This is a genomic window from Sandaracinus amylolyticus (assembly GCF_021631985.1).
Classification (GTDB): domain Bacteria; phylum Myxococcota_A; class Polyangia; order Polyangiales; family Sandaracinaceae; genus Sandaracinus; species Sandaracinus amylolyticus_A.
This window is the reverse complement of record NZ_CP070225.1, coordinates 5,253,548-5,272,934: the sequence shown is the minus strand read 5'-3', so window position 1 is coordinate 5,272,934 and position 19,387 is coordinate 5,253,548. Positions and strand designations below refer to the sequence as shown.

The following is a 19,387-nucleotide window of genomic DNA, read 5'->3' as shown; positions in this document are numbered from 1 at the left end:
ACAAGGGAGCGTCAGCGCTTGCGTCGTCGCAGCAGGCTCGTGCTCAGCGCGCCGAGCGCCGCGGTGTCGTAGCCCGCCTCGAGCACCTCGAGCATCGCGCGCAGCGCCGGGGAGATGCTGCGCGCGCTCGGGTACACCGCGAACACCTGCACCGGCGGCGGTGCGAATTCCGCGAGCACCTCGACGAGCTCGCCCGACGCGATGGGCCCGTTGCCGTAGGGCGAGGGCATGCGCGCGATCCCCGCGCCCGCGATCGCCAGCGTGCGGAGCACGTGGAAGCTGTTCACCGCGAGGTGCGGCGCGATCGCGATCGAGCGCGGCTTGCGCTCGCCGCGGAACATCCAGCTCGTCGGGGTGCGCTGGCCGTGCATCACGAGGCAGCGATGCGACGCGAGCTCGCGCGGATGCGCCGGCGTGCCTGCGCGCCGCAGGTACTCCGGGCTCGCGAAGAGCGCGACCGTGCGCGGCTCTCCGAGGCGGCGCGCGACGAGGGCCGAGTCCGCGAGCGGGCCGACGCGGATCGCGAGGTCGAAGCCCTCTTCGACCAGGTTCACCTGTCGATCGAGCAGATCGATCTCGATCGCGACCTCGGGATAACGCTGGGTGTAGGTCGCGATCAGCGGGCCGAGCACGTCCTGTCCGAGCTCGAAGGGCGCGGTCATGCGCAGCCGCCCGCTCGGGTGCGCCTGCAGCGAGCCGACGAGGCTCTCCGCGGCGCGCAGCGCGGCGATCGCGGGCGCGACCTCGCGGTGATAGCTCGCGCCGATGTCGGTGAGCTTCACGCTGCGCGTGGTGCGCACGAGCAGGCGCGCGCCGAGGTGCTCCTCGAGCGCGGCGACGCGCTGGCTGAGCGTCGACTTCGGGACGCCGAGCGCGCGCGCTGCGCCGCGGAAGCTCTGTCGCTCGACGACCTCGACGAACGCGATGACGGCGTTGGGATCGGCTTCTCGCGTCGTCCGCATGGCCGGACAATGTGTCCGTATGAGCCTCCATTGTCCACGCATCCCGAGATCCTCAGAGTGAGCGCGTGACCCACCACAGGAGCACGTCGATGCCGCTCTTCACTCCCTACCGACTGGGCTCGCTCGAGCTCGCGAACCGCGTCGTGATGGCCCCCATGACCCGCAGCCGCGCGATCGGCGCGGTGCCCAACGAGCTGATGCGCGACTACTACGCGCAGCGCGCGTCCGCCGGGCTGATCGTCACCGAGGGGATCGCACCCTCGGCCGACGGGCTCGGCTACGCGCGCACGCCCGGGCTCTTCTCGAGCGAGCAGGTGCGCGGATGGCGCGCGGTGACCGACGCCGTGCACGCGCGCGGCGGACGCATCTTCGCGCAGCTGATGCACGTCGGGCGCATCGCGCACCCGCACAACACGCCGGAGGGCGCGCGCGTGGTCTCGCCGAGCGGAGTGCGCGCGCACGGGATGATGTGGACCGATCAGCAGGGCCTGCAGCCCGAGGCCGAGCCCGACGCGATGAGCGAGCGCGACGTGCGCGAGGCGCGCGACGGATTCGTGCACGCCGCGCGCAACGCGATCGAGGCGGGCTTCGACGGCATCGAGCTGCACGGAGCGAACGGGTACCTGCTCGAGCAGTTCCTCCACCCGCACACGAACCGCCGCACCGATGGCTATGGCGGCAGCGTGGAGAACCGCGCGCGCTTCGTCGCCGAGGTCGCTGCTGCGACCGCCGGCGCGATCGGCGAGGAGCGGGTGGGCATCCGACTCTCGCCCTTCAGCACGTTCAACGACCTGCCGGCGCACGACGAGGTCGAGGCGCAGTACACCGCGCTCGCGCGCGGCCTCCGCGGGCTCGTGTACGTGCACCTCGTCGAGAGCGCGAACGAGGGGTTCGCCGCGACCGCGAAGGCGATCCGCGCCACCTACGAGGGCCCGATCGTGCTCAACGGCGGCTACGATCGGTCGCGCGCCGAGGCTGCGATCGCCGAGCGTCGCGGCGACCTGATCGCGTTCGGTCGGCCCTTCATCGCGAACCCCGATCTCGTCGCGCGCCTCGAGCGCGGCGCCCCGCTCGCGACCCCGGATCCCAGCACGTTCTACACGCCGGGCGCCGAGGGGTACGTCGACTACCCGGCGATCTGAGCGCGTCGAGTCGACGCGCTCGCGCGCCGAATCCAGACTCGCGCGCGCGATGCAGGCCCTCGGCTTCCTCGTCCGCGGCTCGTTCATCTGGCTCGTCGCGTGGTGGTCGCTCCTCCGCTACGCGATCCTCCGCGCCGGTCTCGTCTTCGTGCGAGACCCCGACGTGAAGCGGGCGCGCGTCGCCGCGCTGCGAGGTCGCGTGCTGCGCAGCGCGATGGAGGCGCTCGGCGCGACCTTCATCAAGCTCGGCCAGGTGATGAGCACGCGGCCCGACCTCTTCGCGCCCGAGCTCATCGCCGAGCTGCGTCACCTGCAGGACAAGCTGCCCGCGTTCCCGAACGCGCGCGCGATCGTGGAGCGCGAGCTCGGCGCGCCGATCGGGGAGCTCTTCCGCGAGCTCGACGAGCTGCCGATCGCGGCGGCGTCGGTGGCGCAGGTGCATCGCGGGGTGCTCCTCGACGGCACCGAGGTCGCGGTGAAGGTGCTGCGGCCCGACGTGCGCAGGAACGCCGAGCGCGACGGGCGCATCCTGCTCTTCTTCGCGCGCATCCTCGAGCGCGTCTCGGGGCGGGCGCGCCACGCCGAGCTCGCGGTGCACCTCGAGCACTTCGTCGAGGGCATCGTCCAGCAGACCGATCTGCGCATCGAGGCGCGCAACTACGAGCGCTTCCGCGAGAACTTCCGGCGCGTGAAGAAGGTGCGCTTCCCGAAGGTGTTCGCGGATCGATCGGGCGAGCGCGTGATGACGATGGAGTTCGTGCGCGGCGAGAAGGTCGACGCGATCCCGCGCGATCAGCTGCCCGAGGGCTTCGCGCGGCACCTGCGCGAGGTGTTCCTCAAGATGTGCTTCGACGACGGGTTCCTCCACGCGGATCTGCACCCGGGGAACTTCGTCGTGTCGCGCGATGGAACGGTCACGATCTTCGACGTCGGTCTGGTGAAGCAGCTCTCGGAGAAGCTGCTCGAGCACTACATCGACTTCAATCGTTGTCTCGTGATGGGCGACGTCGACGACTTCATGCGTCACCTGCGCAGCTATCACTCGTACGTCGAGGGCACGGTCGACTGGGCGGAGCTCGAGAAGGACGTCGCGACGTTCAACGCGGAGTGGCGCACGCGCAGCACGCGCGAGCTCGAGTTCGGCCAGCTGATCGACAAGATCTTCGCGGTGGGCCGCAAGCACGGCGTGCGACCGGTGCCCGACATGACGCTGATGATGGTCGGGCTCGTGACGGCCGAGGGGATCGGCAAGCAGCTCGACCCCGACGTGAACAGCTTCCAGGAGGTCGCGAACTACCTCGTCCCGGTGCTCGCGCGCCGGAACATGCTCTCGCCCTCGCTGATGGAAGCCGCCGCGAAGATGAGCGAGCGGATGCTGCGCGACGAGGCGTCGCCGGGATAGCGAGCGTCAGCGCATCACGCTCTCGAGCCCGGAGCGGATCGAGCGGCGAAGGGTCTCGCGGACGCCGCGCATCGGGCGGGGCCGGAGGCGGTTCGCGATCACGTCGGCGATGGAGCGCCAGAGCTCGTGGTGCTCGACGTGGCCGAAGCCCGAGCCGCTGTGGAGGAATCCGACCTCCGACTGGAGGAGCGCGGTGTGGCCCTGCGCGCGCGGCGCACCCCCGTCGCGATAGTGGCCGACCACGTCGAGGTGATCCGCGATGACCACGCCGCGCAGATCCTCGATGCGCACGACCTGGAGCGCCGAGTCGACGACTCCGTCGGACGCGGCGTCGCTCACGCCGTCCAGCTTGCTCCGACCCTCCGCGCTCGCGATCACGTCGCCGGACTCGATGCGCGATGCGATCGCCGGCCAGCGCGCGGCGCGTCTCACGCGCGACAGGTGGCGTTGACCGTCCTGCACGAGGCCGATGAACGACTCGTAGAGCGTGCCGTGACCGTTCGGGCGCTCGATGCTCGAAGGCGGGCACCACGAGCCCGCAGCGAGGGTGACGTAGTGCGCGATCGCCAGCCCGTCGCGATGCGGCGGGCACACCCACGCGCTCGCGTCGGGATCGAGATCGTCGAGCAGCGCGTCGTCGGTCGCGAGCTCGTACGCGTACCGCAGCGCGTGCCAGGGACGCGGCGCGAGATCGAGCACGATGGCGCGCGTCAGCGGGTCGGTGAGCACGGCGTGCCGCGCCTCGGCCGGGAACGACGCGAGCATGCGGAGGGCGAACCACGGTCCGCGCGCCTCGCGCACTGCGCGCGCTCGCACGATCGAGGTGCCGCACATCGGCGCGCCGAGCGTGACGACGGTGCGGATGCAGTCGCGGATGGCGGGCTCGTCGGGCGCGTCGCTCGGGTAGAGCCCGGTCGCGAGCGCGTACGCGTCGAGCCCTCCGGTGCTGTGCCCGACGAGGTGGATGCGCGGCGTCCTGCGGCGGCCGCGCAAGCGTGCGCGCAGCGAGCCGACGAGCCGCTCGCGACGCCGATCGAGGCGCGCCGCGGGGAGCGTCCGCGCGACGTGCACCTCGGTGGCGATGCCGTGCTCGTTCTTCAGCGCGAGCTCGAGCCGTTCCGCGACGAGCTTGCCGAAGTAGTGCACGTTGAAGATCGACTCGAACCCGAGGAAGCCCGGCACGAGCACGATCAGATCGTCGGGCGTCTCGCGATGCATCGCCGTGAACCTAGCGACGTCGCGCGCCCGTCGCGCCTCCCAGCGCGATGTCGCCGGACGACGAGCCTCAGGTACGCGTCGCGTGCTTCGGCTGCACCGGTGCGCTCACCACGCCCGGGATCGGCTTCACCTTCATGACCGCGCCGAGCATCGTGAACATCAGGTGCTGCACCACGAGCGGCTTCTGCACCATGCGGTACGCGCGCAGCTGACCGCTCTGCGCCGCCTCGATCTCCGGCCTGCGCTCGGCCTCGATCGCAGCGAGCACGCCGTCGTCGATCGCACGTCCTTCCGCGATCGCGTCGAGCACGTGGTTCGCCGCGACGATGCTGTCCCGGATCGCGAGGTTGAGGCCCTGCGCACCGGCCGGGCCCATCGTGTGCGCGGCATCGCCGAGGAACATCAGCCCGGGGACGTGCCAGCGCGCGAGCCGATCGATCGACACGCGCAGCACCTGCGACTCGGTCTTCTCGTCGAGCTTCGCCGCGAGGAGCGCGCGGAGCGGCTCGGCGATGCGCGGCAGCAGCGCCTCGCGCAGCCGCGGCAGGTCCTTGCGCAGCGCGCCCAGGTCGCCGGGCGCGCTGTACGCGACCTGCAGGCGCGAGCGCGTCGTCGCGCTGAGCACGACGACCACGCCGCCGCCGAACATGTGGACCTCGACCGGGCCCGGCAGCGCCTGCGGCGCGTCGGCGAGATCGAAGCGCAGCCACAGCGTGTCGTCCGGCTTCTCGTCGAGCTCGAGCGTCACGAGGTCCTTGCGCACCTTGCTGTTGCGCCCGCTGCACACGAAGAAGAGATCGCCGGTCACGCGATCGGTCGTGCCCTCGCGCCGCGTCTCGAGCGCGACGACGCGCTCGCCCTCGCGGATCGCGCGCATCGCGGTGGTGCGGAAGTCGAGCCGGTAGTGGGGATGCCGGCTGCATCGCTCGTGCAGCAGCGCGAGGAAGCCGGGCTGCGAGATCACGGCGCCGCGCTCGGTCCCACCGGGGAGCGTCACGCGTCGCGACGCGCCGACGAACATGCGCCGCTCCACGTCGGTGCGCGCGAGGCCTCGCTCGACGAGCGGCGCGACGAGATCGAGCTGCTCGAGCGCGGGCAGCACCGAGGCCCCGATCAGCTCGCCGCGGAACTCGCGCTCGAAGTCCGGGTGTTGCTCGAGCACGCGCACCGGCACGCCGCGCTCGACGAGCTGGTACGCGAGCACCATTCCGGCCGGGCCTGCGCCGGCGATGACGATCGAGGGCGTGGGCATCGAGGTCCGCGCATGGTGCGCTCGATCGCTCGCTGGTGGGAGCCCCGACGTTCGGGGCCGCCCCGTGCGGGGCTTAGATCGAGGTGGTGGGCCGCGACGACGCGCAGCACGATCCCGCGGCGCCGGAAGCGCGACCGGGTTGTCTCGCCGAGCCCGAGCAGGTCGCGGTGCGCCTGTCGCGCTGGCTCGCGATCATCACCACCGTGCCCGCGGGCACGCTCGCGATCGTCCAGGGCGCGCGCGATCGGACGATGACGCCGTGGCTGATCGCGTTGATGACGGGGATCCTGATCGCGGCCGTGCTGTTGCTGTCGATGTGGCGTGCCTCCACGCGGCTGCAGGCCGCGGTCGTCGCGACGGCGCTGACCGCGACCGCGTGGCTCGGTCTGGTCCACTACGGCCCGATCCTCGGCGTGGGCACGCTGATGGCGGCGTCGTGCGTGTGCTGGACCTTCTTCTTCGGTCGCGCCGGGATGATCGGTGGTGTGAGCGCGACGCTGGGCGTCCTCGCGCTCGTCGCGTGGGCGAGCAGGGACGGCCCGCTCGGGCCCGGGTGGCCCACCCGCGCGCCGCCGGGCGTGCTCGTGTGGCTGCGCACCTGGCTCACCGTCGCGGGCAGCACGATCTTCCTCTCGGGCGTGACCCACGCGGTGCAGCAGCGTTATCGCAAGCTGCTCGCCGCCGAGATCGCGGCGCGCCGGGCCGCCGAGGACGCGACGCGCGCGCGCGACGAGTTCCTCTCGCTCGCATCGCACGAGCTGCGCACGCCGCTGACGTCGCTGAAGCTGCAGGTGCAGGCGCTCGGGGCCGAGCAGCGCGCCGAGGATCGTGTCGTCCAGAGCCTCGATCGACAGGTGCGACGGCTCGAGCGGCTCGTCTCGTCGTTCCTCGACGTCACGAGCCTCGACGTGGGCCGCACGTTGATGCGCGAGACGGTCGACCTCGGCGCGCTCGCGCAGGACGTGGTCGCCGCGCACGACCTCGAGCTGCGTCGCTCGGGCTCGACGATCACGCTGCGCGTCCCGCGGGCGATCGTCGGGCGCTGGGATCGCGCCCTGCTCGAGCAGGTCCTGATGCAGCTCGTCGGGAACGCGATCAAGTTCGGCGCGGGCCGGCCGATCGACGTGACGATCGAAGCGAGCGCGCGCGACGCGACGGTGATCGTGCGCGATCGGGGCCCCGGCATCGCGACGTCGGAGCACGGGCGCATCTTCGACCGGTTCCACCGCGGGGTCTCGTGGAAGCACCACGGCGGGCTCGGCCTCGGGCTCTATCTCGCGCAGCGCATCGCGGCGATGCACGAGGGGTCGCTGCGGGTCGACTCCGAGCCCGGCGCCGGCTCGACGTTCACCTTGCTCCTGCCGCGTGCGACCGAGGAGAGCGCGCCGCGCGAGCACGCGATCGTCACCGAGCCCTCGGCGATCCCCTCGCCGACCTGAGGACGCTTCACGCGAAGCGGAGCACGCGCACGCCGTCGGTCGAGCGCGCGAGCTCGACGCGCCGGAGCGCCTCGAGGTACGCCGAGCGCGCGAGGCCGCGCGCGTCCGCGGCGTGGGCGTAGCGATCACGCTCGTCGCTCGCACGCTCGGCGAGGCTGGTGCACGTCGCGACCCCGTCGAGCAGGCCGAAGAGGTCATCGGCCTCGCGCAGGAGCGAGCGCGCGCCCGCCGAGGAGATGCAGGGGAGGGACGCGCGCACGTGCTCGATCGCGCGCACCGCGTCGAGCTTCGCGAGGGCGAGGAGCTGATCCGCGTCGTTCGTCGGGCTCGTCATGGGACGCACCCTGACACCGCCGCCTGGTGTCGGATCCAACGTCGTGGTGACGGTCTCGTGCGCTGTTCGTCGTGTCCGATCCTTCCAATGGGCGTCCACCCGCGCGCCCCAGGCTCGGGAACATGCGAGTGCATCACCTGAACTGCGGGACGCTCTGCCCCGCGAGCGCGCGATTCGTCACCGGCGAGGGCGGCGTCTTCACGCGGGCCCGCCTGGTCTGTCACTGCTTGCTCATCGAGACCGATCGCGACGGGCTCGTGCTCGTCGACACCGGGCTCGGCACCCACGATCTCGGCGAGCCCCGCGCGCGGCTCGGGCGCACGTTCCTGCGCCGCAACGCGCCGCGCCTCGATCCCCAGGAGACCGCGCTCGCGCACGTGGAGCGGCTCGGCTTCCGGCGCGAGGACGTGCGGCACGTGGTCCCGACGCATCTCGATCTCGATCACGTCGGCGGGCTGCGCGACTTCCCCGACGCGCAGGTGCACGTGTTCGCCGACGAGCACGACGCCGCGCTCGGCGCGAGCGAGAGACGGCGCGCGGGCTACCGCCCGCTGCAGTGGGCCCACGGCCCGCGCTGGGTGCGCTACACGGTCGACGGCGAGCGCTGGCGCGACTTCGACGCGGTGCGCGTGATCCCGGGGCTCGACGCGGAGATCCTCCTCGTGCCGCTGACCGGGCACACCGAGGGACACTGCGGGGTCGCGGTGAAGAACGGCGCGGGATGGCTCTTCCACGCGGGCGACGCGTACTTCAGCCATCGCGAGATCGATCCGGTCGCGCCGCGCACGCCGCTCGGGCTCGCGCTGTTCCAGCGCCTGAATTCCTCGGACGACGCCGCGCGCCGCGCGAACCAGGCGCGCCTCCGCGCGCTCGCTCGCGACCACGCGCAGGACGTGCGCGTGTTCTCCGCGCACTGCGCGGTCGAGATGGCGCGCTTCGCGATCGCGTGAGCCCGCGCGCGAGGACGCACGTGTGACGCGCTCCGATCGTGGCGGTGTGAGCTGTAGGATCAGGGGCTATCTGCGGCGCCATGCGCATCCTCATGGTGCTCACGTCGCACGCCACGCTCGGCAACACCGGGAAGCGGACGGGGTTCTGGCTCGAGGAGCTCGCCGCGCCGTACTACGTCTTCCGGGACGCGGGCGCGACGATCGATCTCGCATCGCCGCAAGGCGGTGAGCCGCCGCTCGATCCCAAGAGCGACGCCCCCGACGCGCAGACCGAGCACACCCGAAGGTTCCGCAACGACGCGGCCGCGCAGCGCGCGCTCGCGACGACGAAGAAGCTCGCGACCGTCTCGGCGTCCGACTACGACGCGGTGTTCTATCCGGGCGGGCACGGGCCGATGTGGGATCTCGTGAAGGACCCCGCGTCGATCGAGCTGATCGAGAAGACGTTCGCCTCGGGCAAGCCGCTCGCCGCCGTGTGTCACGCACCGGGCGCGCTGCGTGACGCGCGTGCCCCCGATGGATCGCCGCTGGTGCGCGGTCGCGACGTCACCGGCTTCACCAACGAAGAGGAGGCGGCGGTCGGGCTCACCGACGTCGTGCCGTTCCTCCTCGAAGACGCGCTGAAGGAGAAGGGCGCGCGCTTCTCGAAGGGCCCGCTGTGGAAGCCCTACGTGCGCGTCGACGCGAACCTGATCACCGGGCAGAACCCGGCCTCGTCCGCCGACGCCGCGCGCGCGTTGCTCGCGATGCTCGCCAAGCGCCGCACCACCGACACCGCGCGCGCGAGCGCGCCGACCTGAGCGCCGCGAGAGGTTCGCGCGCGCCGGGCAATCCCGTCCGCGCGTGCGAGGGAGGGGAGAGCACGATGGGAGACAAGTCTCCGAAGCAGCAGAGTCGGAACGCGCAGCAGAAGAAGAACGAGAAGGCCGCGAAGGAGGAGGCGCGCCGGTCGCGCACGCCGCAGTCGCCCGGCGGCGACATGCAGGCGAAGCCGAAGAAGTGATCGAAGGGGCCGGCCCGCGCACCGCGTCGGGTCGGCCCTCTCGTGCTCATGCGCGTCGCGGTCAACGGATCGGGGCCGTGGTGTCGATCGTCAGCCCCGCCGCCTCCGCGATCTCGCCCCACGAGACGAGCTTGAAGTTCCTCGTGAAGCCCTCGTTGTGATCGTCCTGCACGACGAAGAGACCCTCGCGGAACGGCCCTCCGAGATCGGCGTGCGCCACCTCGACTCCGTCGGTGTCGGTCGCCGCGTCGATCGCGCCCTGGCCGATCCGGAAGCTCGTCACGAACGCGTTCGGTGGCCGGCGCTCATAGACCACGTACGTGTCGTTGCCCTGGCTCGACACCACGAGATATCCGCCGCCGTCGGCGGTGCGGTAGATCGCGAGCCCCTCGATGTCCGGCTCGAGCCGGCCGCCCGACGCGTCGTCGACGAGCTCGGGCTGCGTGCCGCCGTCGGGCGCGGCGCGGATGCGGTGGACGCCCAGATCCTCTTCTCCGACGTAGAGCCAGCCGTGCTCGTCGTCGGCGACGCAGCCCTCGGGCTGCGACTCCACCCAGAACGTCCGCACGAGCGCCGCCTCGATGGTCCCGGACTCGCCGGAGAGTCGATATTGGCGGTACTCGCCGGACTTCGCGTTCACGAACACGAACACCGACCCATCGGCGCTCCGCATCAGACAGCTCCCGTACGGATCGTCCATGTCGGCGATGGAGATGCCGGAGCCCGGCGCGACTGCGAGCGTGTGAGTCGTCTCGTCGAGCGTGAGGAGCGTGATCGAGTCGTCGCGCCGATCGACGGCCGCGAGCAGCACGACGCGCCGATCGCCGAGCTCGAAGTCGTATCGCAGGTCGACGTTGTCGGGCTCGGAGCCGAGCAGCGACTGTCGCAACCGACCCTCGAGGTCGTGCACGAAGAACCCGAGCGACTTGTCGGTGCTGATCACCAGGCTGCGCGTCGCATCGAGCGGGTCGACCCAGATCGCGACGTCATCGGGATCTCCTCCCGAGGGCTCGGTCTCCACCGCGGCGTGGACGACCGGGATCGCGTCGACGGAGGCGCTCTCGCACGCGCAGGTCGCCAGTGCGGAGGCGACTGCGAGCATCGAAGTCCGCACGTCAGGCACCGATGTCCAGATCGTTGTCGCCGCAGGGCACGGTGAACGACACGTCGAGCGACTCGCCGCCCGCCGACTCGAGGTGCAGATACCCGCCGAACGTGCCCTGTCCGTCGGGCACCACGACTCCGTCGCCGCCCGGCGTGCCGGTGACCACGCCGCGCACGAAGGTGCCAGTCCCCGAGAGCGACACGTGCTCTCGCTCGCTGCCGTCCTCCTCCCACTCCGCGTCGGCTGCGACCTGGATCGTCGTCGGCGCGCGGGCCGCGCCCTCTTCGTACCCGACGATCGAGAGCGTCTGCCCGTCCGCGGAAGCACCGAAGTCGTGCGCGGAGAGCTCGAGCTGATACTCGCGCTCCGTCCCGTCGACCACGACGAGCCACTTCACCTCGACCTTCTCGAGGTACCCCGAGGACCAGGTCGCGGGATCGTCGACGTCCGGGACGACGTAGTTGCGCTCGCAGAAGACCTCCGCTGCGTCGCTCGCGTCGAGATCGAAGTCGACCGCGAGCCCGTCGATCGTGCCCACTGCGTCCACGTGCGTCGCTTCGCCCTGCCACTCGCGCGGCGCGTCACGTCCTTCACCCGACTCGGCGCACCCCACGAGCGCGAGCGCGAACAGAACCCGAGAGCATGTCCCCACGAGTCACCTCCATGCCGCCCCGTCCGCGGCGCGGTGGCTTCTCAGGCGCCGGTCACGTGCCGGTGACGCGCGCGCAAACGCTCCGGTGCGAACCAGGGTCGGCTCGCGCTCGACGGCTCGGCAGCCCACGCCGCGATCGCGCGAGACGGATCTCGAGCGCCGCGACCAATCCGCAGCGAGAGCGATCTCTGAAGGAGCGTTAAGGAGAACGTAGGAAACGAAAGCGCGACGCGCTCTCCAAGTACCGCTCGGAGGACGTGATGAACGGAGAGTCCAAGGCTCGGATCGCGGTCGCTGCGCTCGTGCTCGCGCTCGCGGGGTGCAATCCACCGCGCGGCGAGGTGATGATCGACGGGGGCACGACGCCGCCGATGCCCGACGCCGCGACGGGCGCGCAGGACGCGAGCGAGCCTCCGCCGTGCACGTTCGTCGAGCTCGAGCCCGCGCCCGCCGACGTGCTCTGGGTCGTCGACACCACCGACTCGTGGGAGAGCCGCGCCGACCGCTACGCCGGCGCGATCGACGCGCTGGTCGAAGGGACCGACGCGTGGAGCGACGCCGAGCACGCGCTCCTCGTGTTCCCGCGCTTCGTGCCCGACCCCGAGGCGATCATCGCGTCGTGCGAGCCGTCGGACTACGAGACCGTCGACCTCGAATTCGGCGCGAGCGGACAGTCGATGGCGGACGAGCTCGCGGGCCATCCGTTCGACGGAGAGAGCCCGCTCGGTCCCGCGCTCGAAGGCGCCATCACCATCGCGCGCGGACGCGCCGCGGAGTCACGCTGGCGCTCCACGCACGTCGTGCTCGTCACCGACGCGTCGCCGGGCACCGACGAGGCGTGCGACACGACGTGGGAGGAGGTCGCGACGATCGCGGAGGCCGGGTTCGACGACGGCCGTCGCGGCGGCGTGCACGTCCACGTGATGAGCGTGATCGGCAGCGCGATCCCGCCCGATCACATCTCGCGCGTCTTCGACATCGCGGAGGCCGGTGGTGGGTACCCGGCGATCGTGAACGGGAGCCGCACGGACGTCGCGCGCTCCGCGGGGAACATGATCGAAGACCTCCAGGACCGCGCTGCGATCTGCACCCGCATGCTGCCGCCCGGCGCCGACGCGCCCGCGACGATCACGCTGCGCTTCGCCGACGACACCTCGCGCACCGCGACCCGCGTCGCCGATGCGAGCGCGTGCGCCACCGCGGCATGGGGCTTCTACGTCGACGACCCCGAGGACCCGACGACGATCACGCTCTGCAGCGGCCCCGGCGGCGTCGGTGGGTTCTGCGAGGTCACGTACGTCGACGCGCGCACGCGCGGCGCGCCGCGCTTCGAGCTCGACGGCGTGTGCGTGCGCTGATCGTCACGTGGAAACCGCGTGAGGCGGCCGCGCCCGGCGTGATACAAGGACCGGTCGCGGACCGCCATCATGCCGATCTGGCTCAGCCGTCTCCTCCCGATCGCGATCCTCCTCGCGGTCATCACGATCGTCGTCGCGCGCCTGCCCAAGGTCGAGCTCGGGCACAGCAAGGCGTTCACGACACGGCGCTTCCTCAACTGGTTCCCGCTCGGGCTCACCTACGCGTTCCTCTACATGGCCCGCTACAACCTGGCGGCCGCGAAGAACGATCTCGGTGACCTGATCACCAACGAGGACTTCGGCACGATCAAAGCGGCGGGCACCGTCGTCTACGGCATCTCGTTCCTGATCAACGGGCCGCTCACCGATCGCATCGGCGGGCGCGCGACGATGCTCCTCGCCGCGCTCGGCGCGGCCGCTGCGAACATCGCGATGGGCGGCCTGCTCGTCAGCGGCACGCGCGACCACGTCGTCGAGCTCTTCATGCTGCTCTACGCAGCGAACATGTACTTCCAGAGCTTCGGCGCGGTCTCGATCGTCAAGGTCAACGCGGCGTGGTTCCACCTGCGCGAGCGCGGCACGTTCGGCGGCATCTTCGGGATCCTGATCTCGCTCGGCCTCTACTTCGCGTTCGACTGGTGCGCATTCATCGCCGACGCGGCGCCGACCGAGTGGGTCTTCTTCGTGCCGGCCGCGCTGCTGCTCGTGTTCTTCGTCATCGACTGGTTCCTCGTGCGCGACACGCCGGGCCAGGCGGGACAGACCGACTTCGAGACCGGCGACGCGACGTGGGGCGACGACGTCGCGCCGGCGCCGGGCCTGCGCGGGACGATCGCCGGCGTGATCAAGGTCGGCCGCATGATGCTCTCGCAGCCGGTGATCCTGATCATCGGCGCGATCGAGTTCTGCAGCGGCTTCCTGCGCTCGGCGCTGATGGACTGGTACGCGCTCTTCACGCGACAGACCCACGTCACCGGCGACTTCGTCGCCGACAACTGGGGGATGATGCAGTGCATCGCCGGCATCCTCGGCGGTGTGGTCGCGGGCGTGATCAGCGATCGCGTGTTCGGATCGCGACGCGGCCCGGTCGCGTCGATCCTCTACGGCGTGATGCTCGGCGGCGCGATCGCGATGACGTTCTCGCTCGAGACCACGCCGATGCTCAGCGGCGTCGTGGTCGTGATGATGCTCGCGATCATCGGCGTGCACGGGATGCTCTCGGGCGCGGCGAGCATGGACTTCGGCGGCAGGAAGAACGTCGGCGTCGTCGTGGGGATCATCGACGGCCTCGTCTATCTCGGGCAGGGCGTGCAGTACATGACGCTCGGCCACGCCCTGCCGAGCGAAGCACCGGCGAACGAGGTGCCCGCGAACTGGTGGGCGTGGCCGGTCGGGATGATCCCGGTGTCGTTGCTGGGGCTCGCGCTCGCGACGCGCGTGTGGAACGCGCGACCGAAGGGCGCTGCAGCCGCGCACTGAGCGAGGGCCGGTTGCGCGATCCCACCGCGCGGTGAGACGTTCGCCGAGCCATGACCTCGGCCCGACGTCTCGCCATCGCAGGAGCGCTCGCGCTCCTGGCCATCACCGCGGTCGCCCCTGCGAGCGCACAGACGCGCCCCGCGTATTTCGATCAACCGTCGACGATCGAGCAGGTCGGACGGATCGCGCCGGGCACGCGCGCACCGCTGCTCGTCCTGTTCTCGCCGGTGTCGAGCCCTTCGCGCGCGAGTCTGCCTCCGGCGCTCGAGCGCTCCGTGCCGGTGCCCGGCTTCTTCGTGATGCGCACGCCGGGCGTCCCGAGCACGAGCGACTTCCTCCCGAGCTTCAACAGCTACGTGGGCTGGATGGAAGAGCGTGTGCTCGCGGATCTCGAGCGCGCGCTGCGAGAGCATCCCGTCGACCCGGAGCGCGTGTACCTCGTGGGCTTCTCGCTCGGAGGCGACACGGCCTGGGCGCTCCTCGCGCGTCAGGCCGCGCGGTTCCGCGGCGCGATGGTGATGGGCACCCGCGCGAGCGCATCGCTGCGCAGCAGCGCGATCGAGAGCCTCACGACGCGCGGTGCGCGGCTCGCGTTCGTGATCGGCACGGCAGACGAGAGCCGGCGACGAGACGGCATCCGGCGCGCGTTCGAGCGCGCGAGAGACGCGCACATCGCGAGCGAGCTCTTCGAGTTCGGCGGCAGCCACCAGATCCCCGACGAGTCGACCTACGTGCGCGCGATCTCGTTCATGCTCGACGCAGCTCCGCACTGATTCGCGCGCAGCGCACAGCGGTCGCTTCACGCGCGGAAACAGCCCAGGGGCTCGCTCTAGGGAGCCGCGCGCCGCGCGAAGAGCTTCGAGCGTGCGCTCTCCGTGAGCGCGCGGACCGCGGGGTGACGGATGCGACGCTCGACGGTGAGCGCGTAGTAGCGCTGCCGCAGTCCCTCCAGCGTGCCGACGCGCTCGACGTCGTACTGCGAGCAGACCTCCTGCGCGATCACGAGCGGCGCCGCGAACGCGCCGAGCCCGGTGCGCCCGAATGCGCCGAGCAGCGCGCTGTCCTGCAGCTCGGCGCGGATCAGCGGCCGGACTTCGTGCTCGTCGAACCACGTCGCGAGCACGTGGCGCGTGATCGTGTTCTCGATCGGCACGAGCAAGGGCACGCCGTCGAGCGAGCGAGGGAAGTCCCGGCGGAGCCGCTTCGCGAGCGCTGCCGCGCCGAAGATCCCGATCTCCGACTCACCGAGCAAGTGGCTGTGCGCCCGCATCGGCGCATCGCCGGGCACCGGCGCCTCCGCGATGACCACGTCGATCGAGTGCGTCGCGAGATCGGCGAGCAGCCGATCCTGGCGGTCCTCGTAACAGATCAAGCGCACCGGACCGGGCAGCTCCGTCGCGGGCTGCAGCAGCACCTGCACGATGAGCTTCGGGACTTCGTCGGCAACGCCGACCACGAGGCGCGGCCCACGCGCCGCCGCCTTCCCGGCGAGCGAGTCCTGCAGCTCGCGGCCCAGCGTGAAGATCTCGTCGGCGTAGCGATACACGTGCGCGCCCGTCTCGGTGAGCACCAGCCGCCCGCGCTCGCGATGGAAGAGCTGCACGCCGAGCGCGTCCTCGAGCGCCCGCAGTTGGCTGCTCACCGTGGGCTGCGCGAGGCGCAGCTTGCGGCTCGCCGCGGAGATGCCGCCCTCCCGAACGATCGTCCAGAAGTAGAGGAGGTGGTGGTAGTTCAGCCAGGGCTGCACCGCGGACACATGAGCGCGGCGCGTTCACGGCGCTCTCAGTGCGGGCCCCACGCCTGCATCAGCGCCATCTGGATCGCGCCGTCGAAGTGGAAGCGCGTCGTGCCGTCGGCCTGGGGATCGGCACCGAGCGTCGCCGGCACGTCGTTGTTCGCGATCTCGCCCGTCGTGCTCACCACCGTCACCGCGGTGTCGTCGTCGTCGATCCACATGCGCACGCCGCCGTCGCCGTCGTACGCGCACGTCACGAAGTGCGCGCGCGTCGTCGTGAGCGCGGTCGCGGGCACCGTCGCGTACTGGTATCCCCCGCCCACGTAGACGCCGAAGCGCAGCACGGTCGCGGGCTCGCCTGCCGCGTCGAACAGCTCGAGCGCCCACGCGCCGGTGTCGCTCTTCGCGATCACGCTCATCGTCGTCCCGTCGGCGATCGTCGTCCTCGCGAACCGCACGACGGTCGCGAGCAGCACGCCCTCGCCAGCGCGCGCGTCGGCATCGTAGAGCGGGGCCGCGCGCGTCGCGCTCGACTCGAACACGAGGTGCCCGAACACGAGCGCATCGGTCGATGCGCCGATGCGCAGCAGCGGTGCGCCCGCGCGGCCCACCGCGAGGGACTGCGCGGTCGTGTCGGCGCGGTACCACGGGATCGTCGTCGTGCTCGCATCGGTCACGCGCGACGCGTCGACGAAGAAGAGCGCGTTGTCGTCCTCCACGACCGCACGCGCCGACGCGACCGGATAGTCCACCGTGATCGCGTCGACGCTCTCGCGCGCGTTCGCGACGAACACCTCGCCGAACGCGACCGGCACGGTGAACACGTTCACGCCGAGCCCGAGCGCGCGCGCCCGCACCACGTGGGTCATCAGCTCGCGCGTCATGTACTCGAGCTCGACCATGTCGTAGCCGTTGCTCGCGGCCGCGCTCACGAGCTCGGCCGTCGCGGCATTGCGCTCGAAGAGCACGCTGAGCCGCACGTAGGGCCGCAGCAGCGCGTACTCGTCGGAGTCGAGCAGCGCGCGCGCCATGTCGAGATGGGTGCGCACCGAGTGGAACGCCCGCAGCACCACGTGCCGCCCCGCGCGCGCGTAGTCGGCACGATGCGCGGCGATCACGTCGAGCAACCTGCGCACGAAGGGCTCGCTCGCGGTGCTCTCCTTGATCTCGAGGAAGAGCACCTGATCGCCCTCGCGCAGCATCGGATCGTCGAGCACGTCGGACAGCGCTGCACGCGCGGTCGCGCCGGTGTCGTCGTGATCGATCAGCACGGCCTCACCGCCGTCGACGAGATCGAGCTCGATCAGATCCGCGCCCGCCGTCTGGGCCGCGTGCATGCGCGCGAGCGTCGCATCGAGGTTCTCCGCCGCGGTCGCGAGCCCGTCCTCGTACGCGTTGTGCGCCGAGATCGCGGCGACGTGCTCGTACGGCGTCGTCGCCATCACGCGATCCTGACGCCACCATCCGCCGCCCTCGCGCACGACGACGTCGGTCTCGAACGTGCCCGAGGGCCCGTAGCCGCCCATCGCATCGCGCGCCTGCACCTCGAACGTGTGCCGTCCATCGACGAGATCGGTGATCGCGGTGTACGTCGTCGTCGCGAGCGGCACGTCGCCCCAGAGCCCGCCGTCGACGCGCAGCCGGAACGCGGTCGCGCCCTCGGGCACCGACCACGTCCAGCTCGGACGGCGGTGATCGGCGCGCGGCTCGCCGTCGACGATCGGCGCGTCGATCGAGCTCGACGGAGGCGCGTCTTCCAGCGTCGCGCCGGAGTCGGTCCGATCTCCTCCACCGCTCGCGCAGCCGACCGAGAGCACGAGCGCGAGCGCCATCGAAGAGCGATGCGAGTGCACACCGAACGGTTGCCGCGCGCGGCCCCGCCGTCAACGGACGCTTGCGCGAGCGAGCACGACGGTGGAGGTTCCGCGCGCCATGACCCGCCGCTTCGTGCTCGCGCTGTGTGCGCTCCTCGTGATCCCGACGTTCGCGCTCGCACAGGACGTCGTCATCCCCGAGCACAACCGCGCCGAGCTCACCGAGGCGCCGCCGCGCCCGGGCCCGGGCGACATCGACGAGCGCGCCCGCCGCTTGATCCAGGCGATCGCGCAGGACCAGCCCGCGCTCGCGCACGACTTCTTCCTCTCGCGCGAGGCGTTCCGCGCGATCAAGGGCATCGCCGATCCCGACGGGCTCTACGACCGCATCTTCCGCATGTACGAGGACGACATCCACGAGCTGCACGCGCAGCTCGGCGCCGACGCGTCACGCGCGGAGTTCGTGCGCTTCGAGCTCTCGCGCCGTCGCGCGTGGGTGCGCCTGCGCGAGGAGTCGAACCGGCTGCCGTACTGGGCGCAGCGCCACAACTGGCTCGTCTATCGCGTCGGCGACGAAGAGCGCCGCATCGAGGTCCGCACGATGATCGCGTGGGACGACCGCTGGTACATCACGCACCTCAGCGAGTTCCGCTGAGCTTCCCCGGGGGGCTCCGCCCCCCTGTCGACCCCCGGCCGCTTCGCGCTGCGCGCGGGGCCCCAGCCCCGCTTGCGTCGTGCTCGCGAGGGCCCGCTCTCGTAAGAGCGCCGCCGGTCAGCCGATGCGGAAGTCGCTCACGCCGACCTCGACGTCGGCCGCGGGATCCGGCGCGTACGGCACCTTCTGCGTCTCGAGCAGCACCACGGTGCAGTCGGGGTACATCGCCTTCGCGAGGTTGCAGTTCGCCGGCTCGTTGTCGAAGAACGCGACGAGATCGCCGAGTCGATCGAGCGTCGGCAGCGCGCCGCGCTTGAAGGCTTCGTCGGGCAGGTTCGCGTCCGGCTTCAGCACCAGCTCGGTCCCCGCGACGCCGATCGGGAAGCCGCTGTCGCGCAGGCTCGCGACCGTGCCGAGGAACATCCCCGGGATGTCGCGCCCCGTGAGGTACACGATGATGCCTCCTGCCTCGTGGCAGGCGCGCACGTACTCGGCTGCCCCGTCGAGCGCTGCATCGTGCTGCAGGTAGTCGTCGGTGAAGAACCGGTCGTGCCAGTACCGCGTGACGTCGGCCACCACGCTCGCCGCCGTGATCCCACAGCCGCGCAGCGTGTCGCTCAGCAGATACTCGATGTGCTCGCTCGTCAGCGTCGCCAGCGAGTCGGCGACCTCGGGCTCCGACTCCACGACCTCTTCGCGATACTCCATGAGGATCTCGAGCGTTCGCGGGCGGTTGTCGTAGAGCGTCGCGTCGAGATCGAACACCACGACGGGCGTGCGCGCGCCCTCGATCTCGCTCCATCCCGCGATGCGCTCGAGCGCGGCGCGGAGGACGTTCGTCTGATGAGGAAGGGGGGGCGGTCGCACGGCGCGAGATTAGCTTGCGC

19 protein-coding genes are annotated in these 19,387 nt (G+C 71.3%); 10 read left to right on the top strand and 9 right to left on the bottom strand.

Features of this window, described 5'->3' with window-relative positions; all coding sequences use genetic code 11:
• Window positions 1-11 precede the first annotated feature (11 nt).
• Entirely contained in the window at window positions 12-962 is a 951-nt protein-coding gene (locus I5071_RS22290; RefSeq protein WP_236607534.1) for a LysR family transcriptional regulator, read from the bottom strand.
• Window positions 963-1,051: 89 nt separating this feature from the next.
• Here I5071_RS22290 and I5071_RS22285 point away from each other — a divergent pair, with 89 nt between their 5' ends.
• Together I5071_RS22285 and I5071_RS22280 are read left to right on the top strand one after the other, a co-directional pair.
• Window positions 1,052-2,104 (top strand): alkene reductase, encoded by a 1,053-nt coding sequence (locus tag I5071_RS22285; RefSeq protein WP_236607533.1) that lies wholly within the window; start codon window positions 1,052-1,054, stop codon window positions 2,102-2,104.
• A 49-nt stretch (window positions 2,105-2,153) separates the two neighbouring features.
• Window positions 2,154-3,506, top strand: coding sequence for an ABC1 kinase family protein (locus I5071_RS22280; RefSeq protein WP_236607532.1), 1,353 nt, complete (start codon window positions 2,154-2,156; stop codon window positions 3,504-3,506).
• Between the two features lie 6 nt (window positions 3,507-3,512).
• Here the strand turns inward: I5071_RS22280 and I5071_RS22275 are convergent, their stop codons facing one another.
• On the bottom strand, window positions 3,513-4,724 hold the full coding sequence (locus I5071_RS22275) for a hypothetical protein (RefSeq protein ID WP_236607531.1): 1,212 nt from the start codon (window positions 4,722-4,724) through the stop codon (window positions 3,513-3,515).
• A gap of 67 nt (window positions 4,725-4,791) precedes the next feature.
• Window positions 4,792-5,976, bottom strand: a complete 1,185-nt coding sequence (locus I5071_RS22270; RefSeq protein WP_236607530.1) for an FAD-dependent monooxygenase — start codon at window positions 5,974-5,976, stop codon at window positions 4,792-4,794.
• Window positions 5,977-6,062: 86 nt separating this feature from the next.
• On the opposite strand from I5071_RS22270, the gene I5071_RS22265 reads away from it, so the two are divergent.
• On the top strand, window positions 6,063-7,415 hold the full coding sequence (locus tag I5071_RS22265; protein ID WP_236607529.1) for a sensor histidine kinase: 1,353 nt from the start codon (window positions 6,063-6,065) through the stop codon (window positions 7,413-7,415).
• A 7-nt stretch (window positions 7,416-7,422) separates the two neighbouring features.
• Here I5071_RS22265 and I5071_RS22260 read toward each other — a convergent pair whose 3' ends face one another.
• Window positions 7,423-7,749, bottom strand: a complete 327-nt coding sequence (locus I5071_RS22260; RefSeq protein WP_236607528.1) for a hypothetical protein — start codon at window positions 7,747-7,749, stop codon at window positions 7,423-7,425.
• Window positions 7,750-7,871: 122 nt separating this feature from the next.
• On the opposite strand from I5071_RS22260, the gene I5071_RS22255 reads away from it, so the two are divergent.
• From I5071_RS22255 to I5071_RS22245, 3 genes are all read left to right on the top strand, one after another.
• Window positions 7,872-8,699 (top strand): MBL fold metallo-hydrolase, encoded by an 828-nt coding sequence (locus tag I5071_RS22255; protein ID WP_236607527.1) that lies wholly within the window; start codon window positions 7,872-7,874, stop codon window positions 8,697-8,699.
• An 80-nt stretch (window positions 8,700-8,779) separates the two neighbouring features.
• On the top strand, window positions 8,780-9,499 hold the full coding sequence (locus tag I5071_RS22250) for a type 1 glutamine amidotransferase domain-containing protein (RefSeq protein WP_236607526.1): 720 nt from the start codon (window positions 8,780-8,782) through the stop codon (window positions 9,497-9,499).
• A gap of 65 nt (window positions 9,500-9,564) precedes the next feature.
• On the top strand, window positions 9,565-9,702 hold the full coding sequence (locus I5071_RS22245; RefSeq protein WP_236607525.1) for a hypothetical protein: 138 nt from the start codon (window positions 9,565-9,567) through the stop codon (window positions 9,700-9,702).
• Between the two features lie 61 nt (window positions 9,703-9,763).
• Here I5071_RS22245 and I5071_RS22240 read toward each other — a convergent pair whose 3' ends face one another.
• Together I5071_RS22240 and I5071_RS22235 are read right to left on the bottom strand one after the other, a co-directional pair.
• Window positions 9,764-10,804, bottom strand: a complete 1,041-nt coding sequence (locus I5071_RS22240) for a phytase (RefSeq protein WP_236607524.1) — start codon at window positions 10,802-10,804, stop codon at window positions 9,764-9,766.
• Window positions 10,805-10,817: 13 nt separating this feature from the next.
• Window positions 10,818-11,459, bottom strand: coding sequence for a hypothetical protein (locus tag I5071_RS22235; RefSeq protein WP_236607523.1), 642 nt, complete (start codon window positions 11,457-11,459; stop codon window positions 10,818-10,820).
• 260 nt (window positions 11,460-11,719) lie between these two features.
• On the opposite strand from I5071_RS22235, the gene I5071_RS22230 reads away from it, so the two are divergent.
• The 3 genes from I5071_RS22230 to I5071_RS22220 all read left to right on the top strand — a co-directional run bounded on the left by I5071_RS22230 (window position 11,720) and on the right by I5071_RS22220 (window position 15,069).
• Complete coding sequence (locus I5071_RS22230) at window positions 11,720-12,817, top strand: hypothetical protein (RefSeq protein ID WP_236607522.1); 1,098 nt, start codon at window positions 11,720-11,722, stop codon at window positions 12,815-12,817.
• Between the two features lie 69 nt (window positions 12,818-12,886).
• The gene (locus I5071_RS22225; protein WP_236607521.1) at window positions 12,887-14,296 is read left to right on the top strand and encodes an MFS transporter; all 1,410 of its coding nucleotides are present in this window, start codon (window positions 12,887-12,889) and stop codon (window positions 14,294-14,296) included.
• Window positions 14,297-14,346: 50 nt separating this feature from the next.
• Window positions 14,347-15,069 (top strand): hypothetical protein, encoded by a 723-nt coding sequence (locus I5071_RS22220; protein ID WP_236607520.1) that lies wholly within the window; start codon window positions 14,347-14,349, stop codon window positions 15,067-15,069.
• Window positions 15,070-15,125: 56 nt separating this feature from the next.
• On the opposite strand, the gene I5071_RS22215 is transcribed toward I5071_RS22220, so the two are convergent.
• Window positions 15,126-16,043, bottom strand: a complete 918-nt coding sequence (locus I5071_RS22215) for a LysR family transcriptional regulator (protein ID WP_236607519.1) — start codon at window positions 16,041-16,043, stop codon at window positions 15,126-15,128.
• Window positions 16,044-16,078: 35 nt separating this feature from the next.
• Entirely contained in the window at window positions 16,079-17,863 is a 1,785-nt protein-coding gene (locus tag I5071_RS22210; RefSeq protein ID WP_236607518.1) for a hypothetical protein, read from the bottom strand.
• A gap of 100 nt (window positions 17,864-17,963) precedes the next feature.
• On the opposite strand from I5071_RS22210, the gene I5071_RS22205 reads away from it, so the two are divergent.
• Window positions 17,964-18,500 carry a hypothetical protein gene (locus I5071_RS22205; protein ID WP_236607517.1) on the top strand — a complete coding sequence of 179 codons (537 nt, stop codon included), beginning with the start codon at window positions 17,964-17,966 and terminating at the stop codon, window positions 18,498-18,500.
• A gap of 117 nt (window positions 18,501-18,617) precedes the next feature.
• Here I5071_RS22205 and I5071_RS22200 read toward each other — a convergent pair whose 3' ends face one another.
• Window positions 18,618-19,367 carry a haloacid dehalogenase-like hydrolase gene (locus I5071_RS22200; protein WP_236607516.1) on the bottom strand — a complete coding sequence of 250 codons (750 nt, stop codon included), beginning with the start codon at window positions 19,365-19,367 and terminating at the stop codon, window positions 18,618-18,620.
• Window positions 19,368-19,387 lie beyond the last annotated feature (20 nt).

What these genes read in the sequence shown, in the direction of transcription:
- I5071_RS22290 (WP_236607534.1), bottom strand. Translation starts at nt 962, where the DNA reads ATGCGGACGACGCGAGAAGCCGATCCCAACGCCGTCATCGCGTTCGTC.
- I5071_RS22285 (WP_236607533.1), top strand. Translation starts at nt 1,052, where the DNA reads ATGCCGCTCTTCACTCCCTACCGACTGGGCTCGCTCGAGCTCGCGAAC.
- I5071_RS22280 (WP_236607532.1), top strand. Translation starts at nt 2,154, where the DNA reads ATGCAGGCCCTCGGCTTCCTCGTCCGCGGCTCGTTCATCTGGCTCGTC.
- I5071_RS22275 (WP_236607531.1), bottom strand. Translation starts at nt 4,724, where the DNA reads ATGCATCGCGAGACGCCCGACGATCTGATCGTGCTCGTGCCGGGCTTC.
- I5071_RS22270 (WP_236607530.1), bottom strand. Translation starts at nt 5,976, where the DNA reads ATGCCCACGCCCTCGATCGTCATCGCCGGCGCAGGCCCGGCCGGAATG.
- I5071_RS22260 (WP_236607528.1), bottom strand. Translation starts at nt 7,749, where the DNA reads ATGACGAGCCCGACGAACGACGCGGATCAGCTCCTCGCCCTCGCGAAG.
- I5071_RS22255 (WP_236607527.1), top strand. Translation starts at nt 7,872, where the DNA reads ATGCGAGTGCATCACCTGAACTGCGGGACGCTCTGCCCCGCGAGCGCG.
- I5071_RS22250 (WP_236607526.1), top strand. Translation starts at nt 8,780, where the DNA reads ATGCGCATCCTCATGGTGCTCACGTCGCACGCCACGCTCGGCAACACC.
- I5071_RS22245 (WP_236607525.1), top strand. Translation starts at nt 9,565, where the DNA reads ATGGGAGACAAGTCTCCGAAGCAGCAGAGTCGGAACGCGCAGCAGAAG.
- I5071_RS22240 (WP_236607524.1), bottom strand. Translation starts at nt 10,804, where the DNA reads ATGCTCGCAGTCGCCTCCGCACTGGCGACCTGCGCGTGCGAGAGCGCC.
- I5071_RS22230 (WP_236607522.1), top strand. Translation starts at nt 11,720, where the DNA reads ATGAACGGAGAGTCCAAGGCTCGGATCGCGGTCGCTGCGCTCGTGCTC.
- I5071_RS22225 (WP_236607521.1), top strand. Translation starts at nt 12,887, where the DNA reads ATGCCGATCTGGCTCAGCCGTCTCCTCCCGATCGCGATCCTCCTCGCG.
- I5071_RS22220 (WP_236607520.1), top strand. Translation starts at nt 14,347, where the DNA reads ATGACCTCGGCCCGACGTCTCGCCATCGCAGGAGCGCTCGCGCTCCTG.
- I5071_RS22210 (WP_236607518.1), bottom strand. Translation starts at nt 17,863, where the DNA reads ATGGCGCTCGCGCTCGTGCTCTCGGTCGGCTGCGCGAGCGGTGGAGGA.
- I5071_RS22205 (WP_236607517.1), top strand. Translation starts at nt 17,964, where the DNA reads ATGACCCGCCGCTTCGTGCTCGCGCTGTGTGCGCTCCTCGTGATCCCG.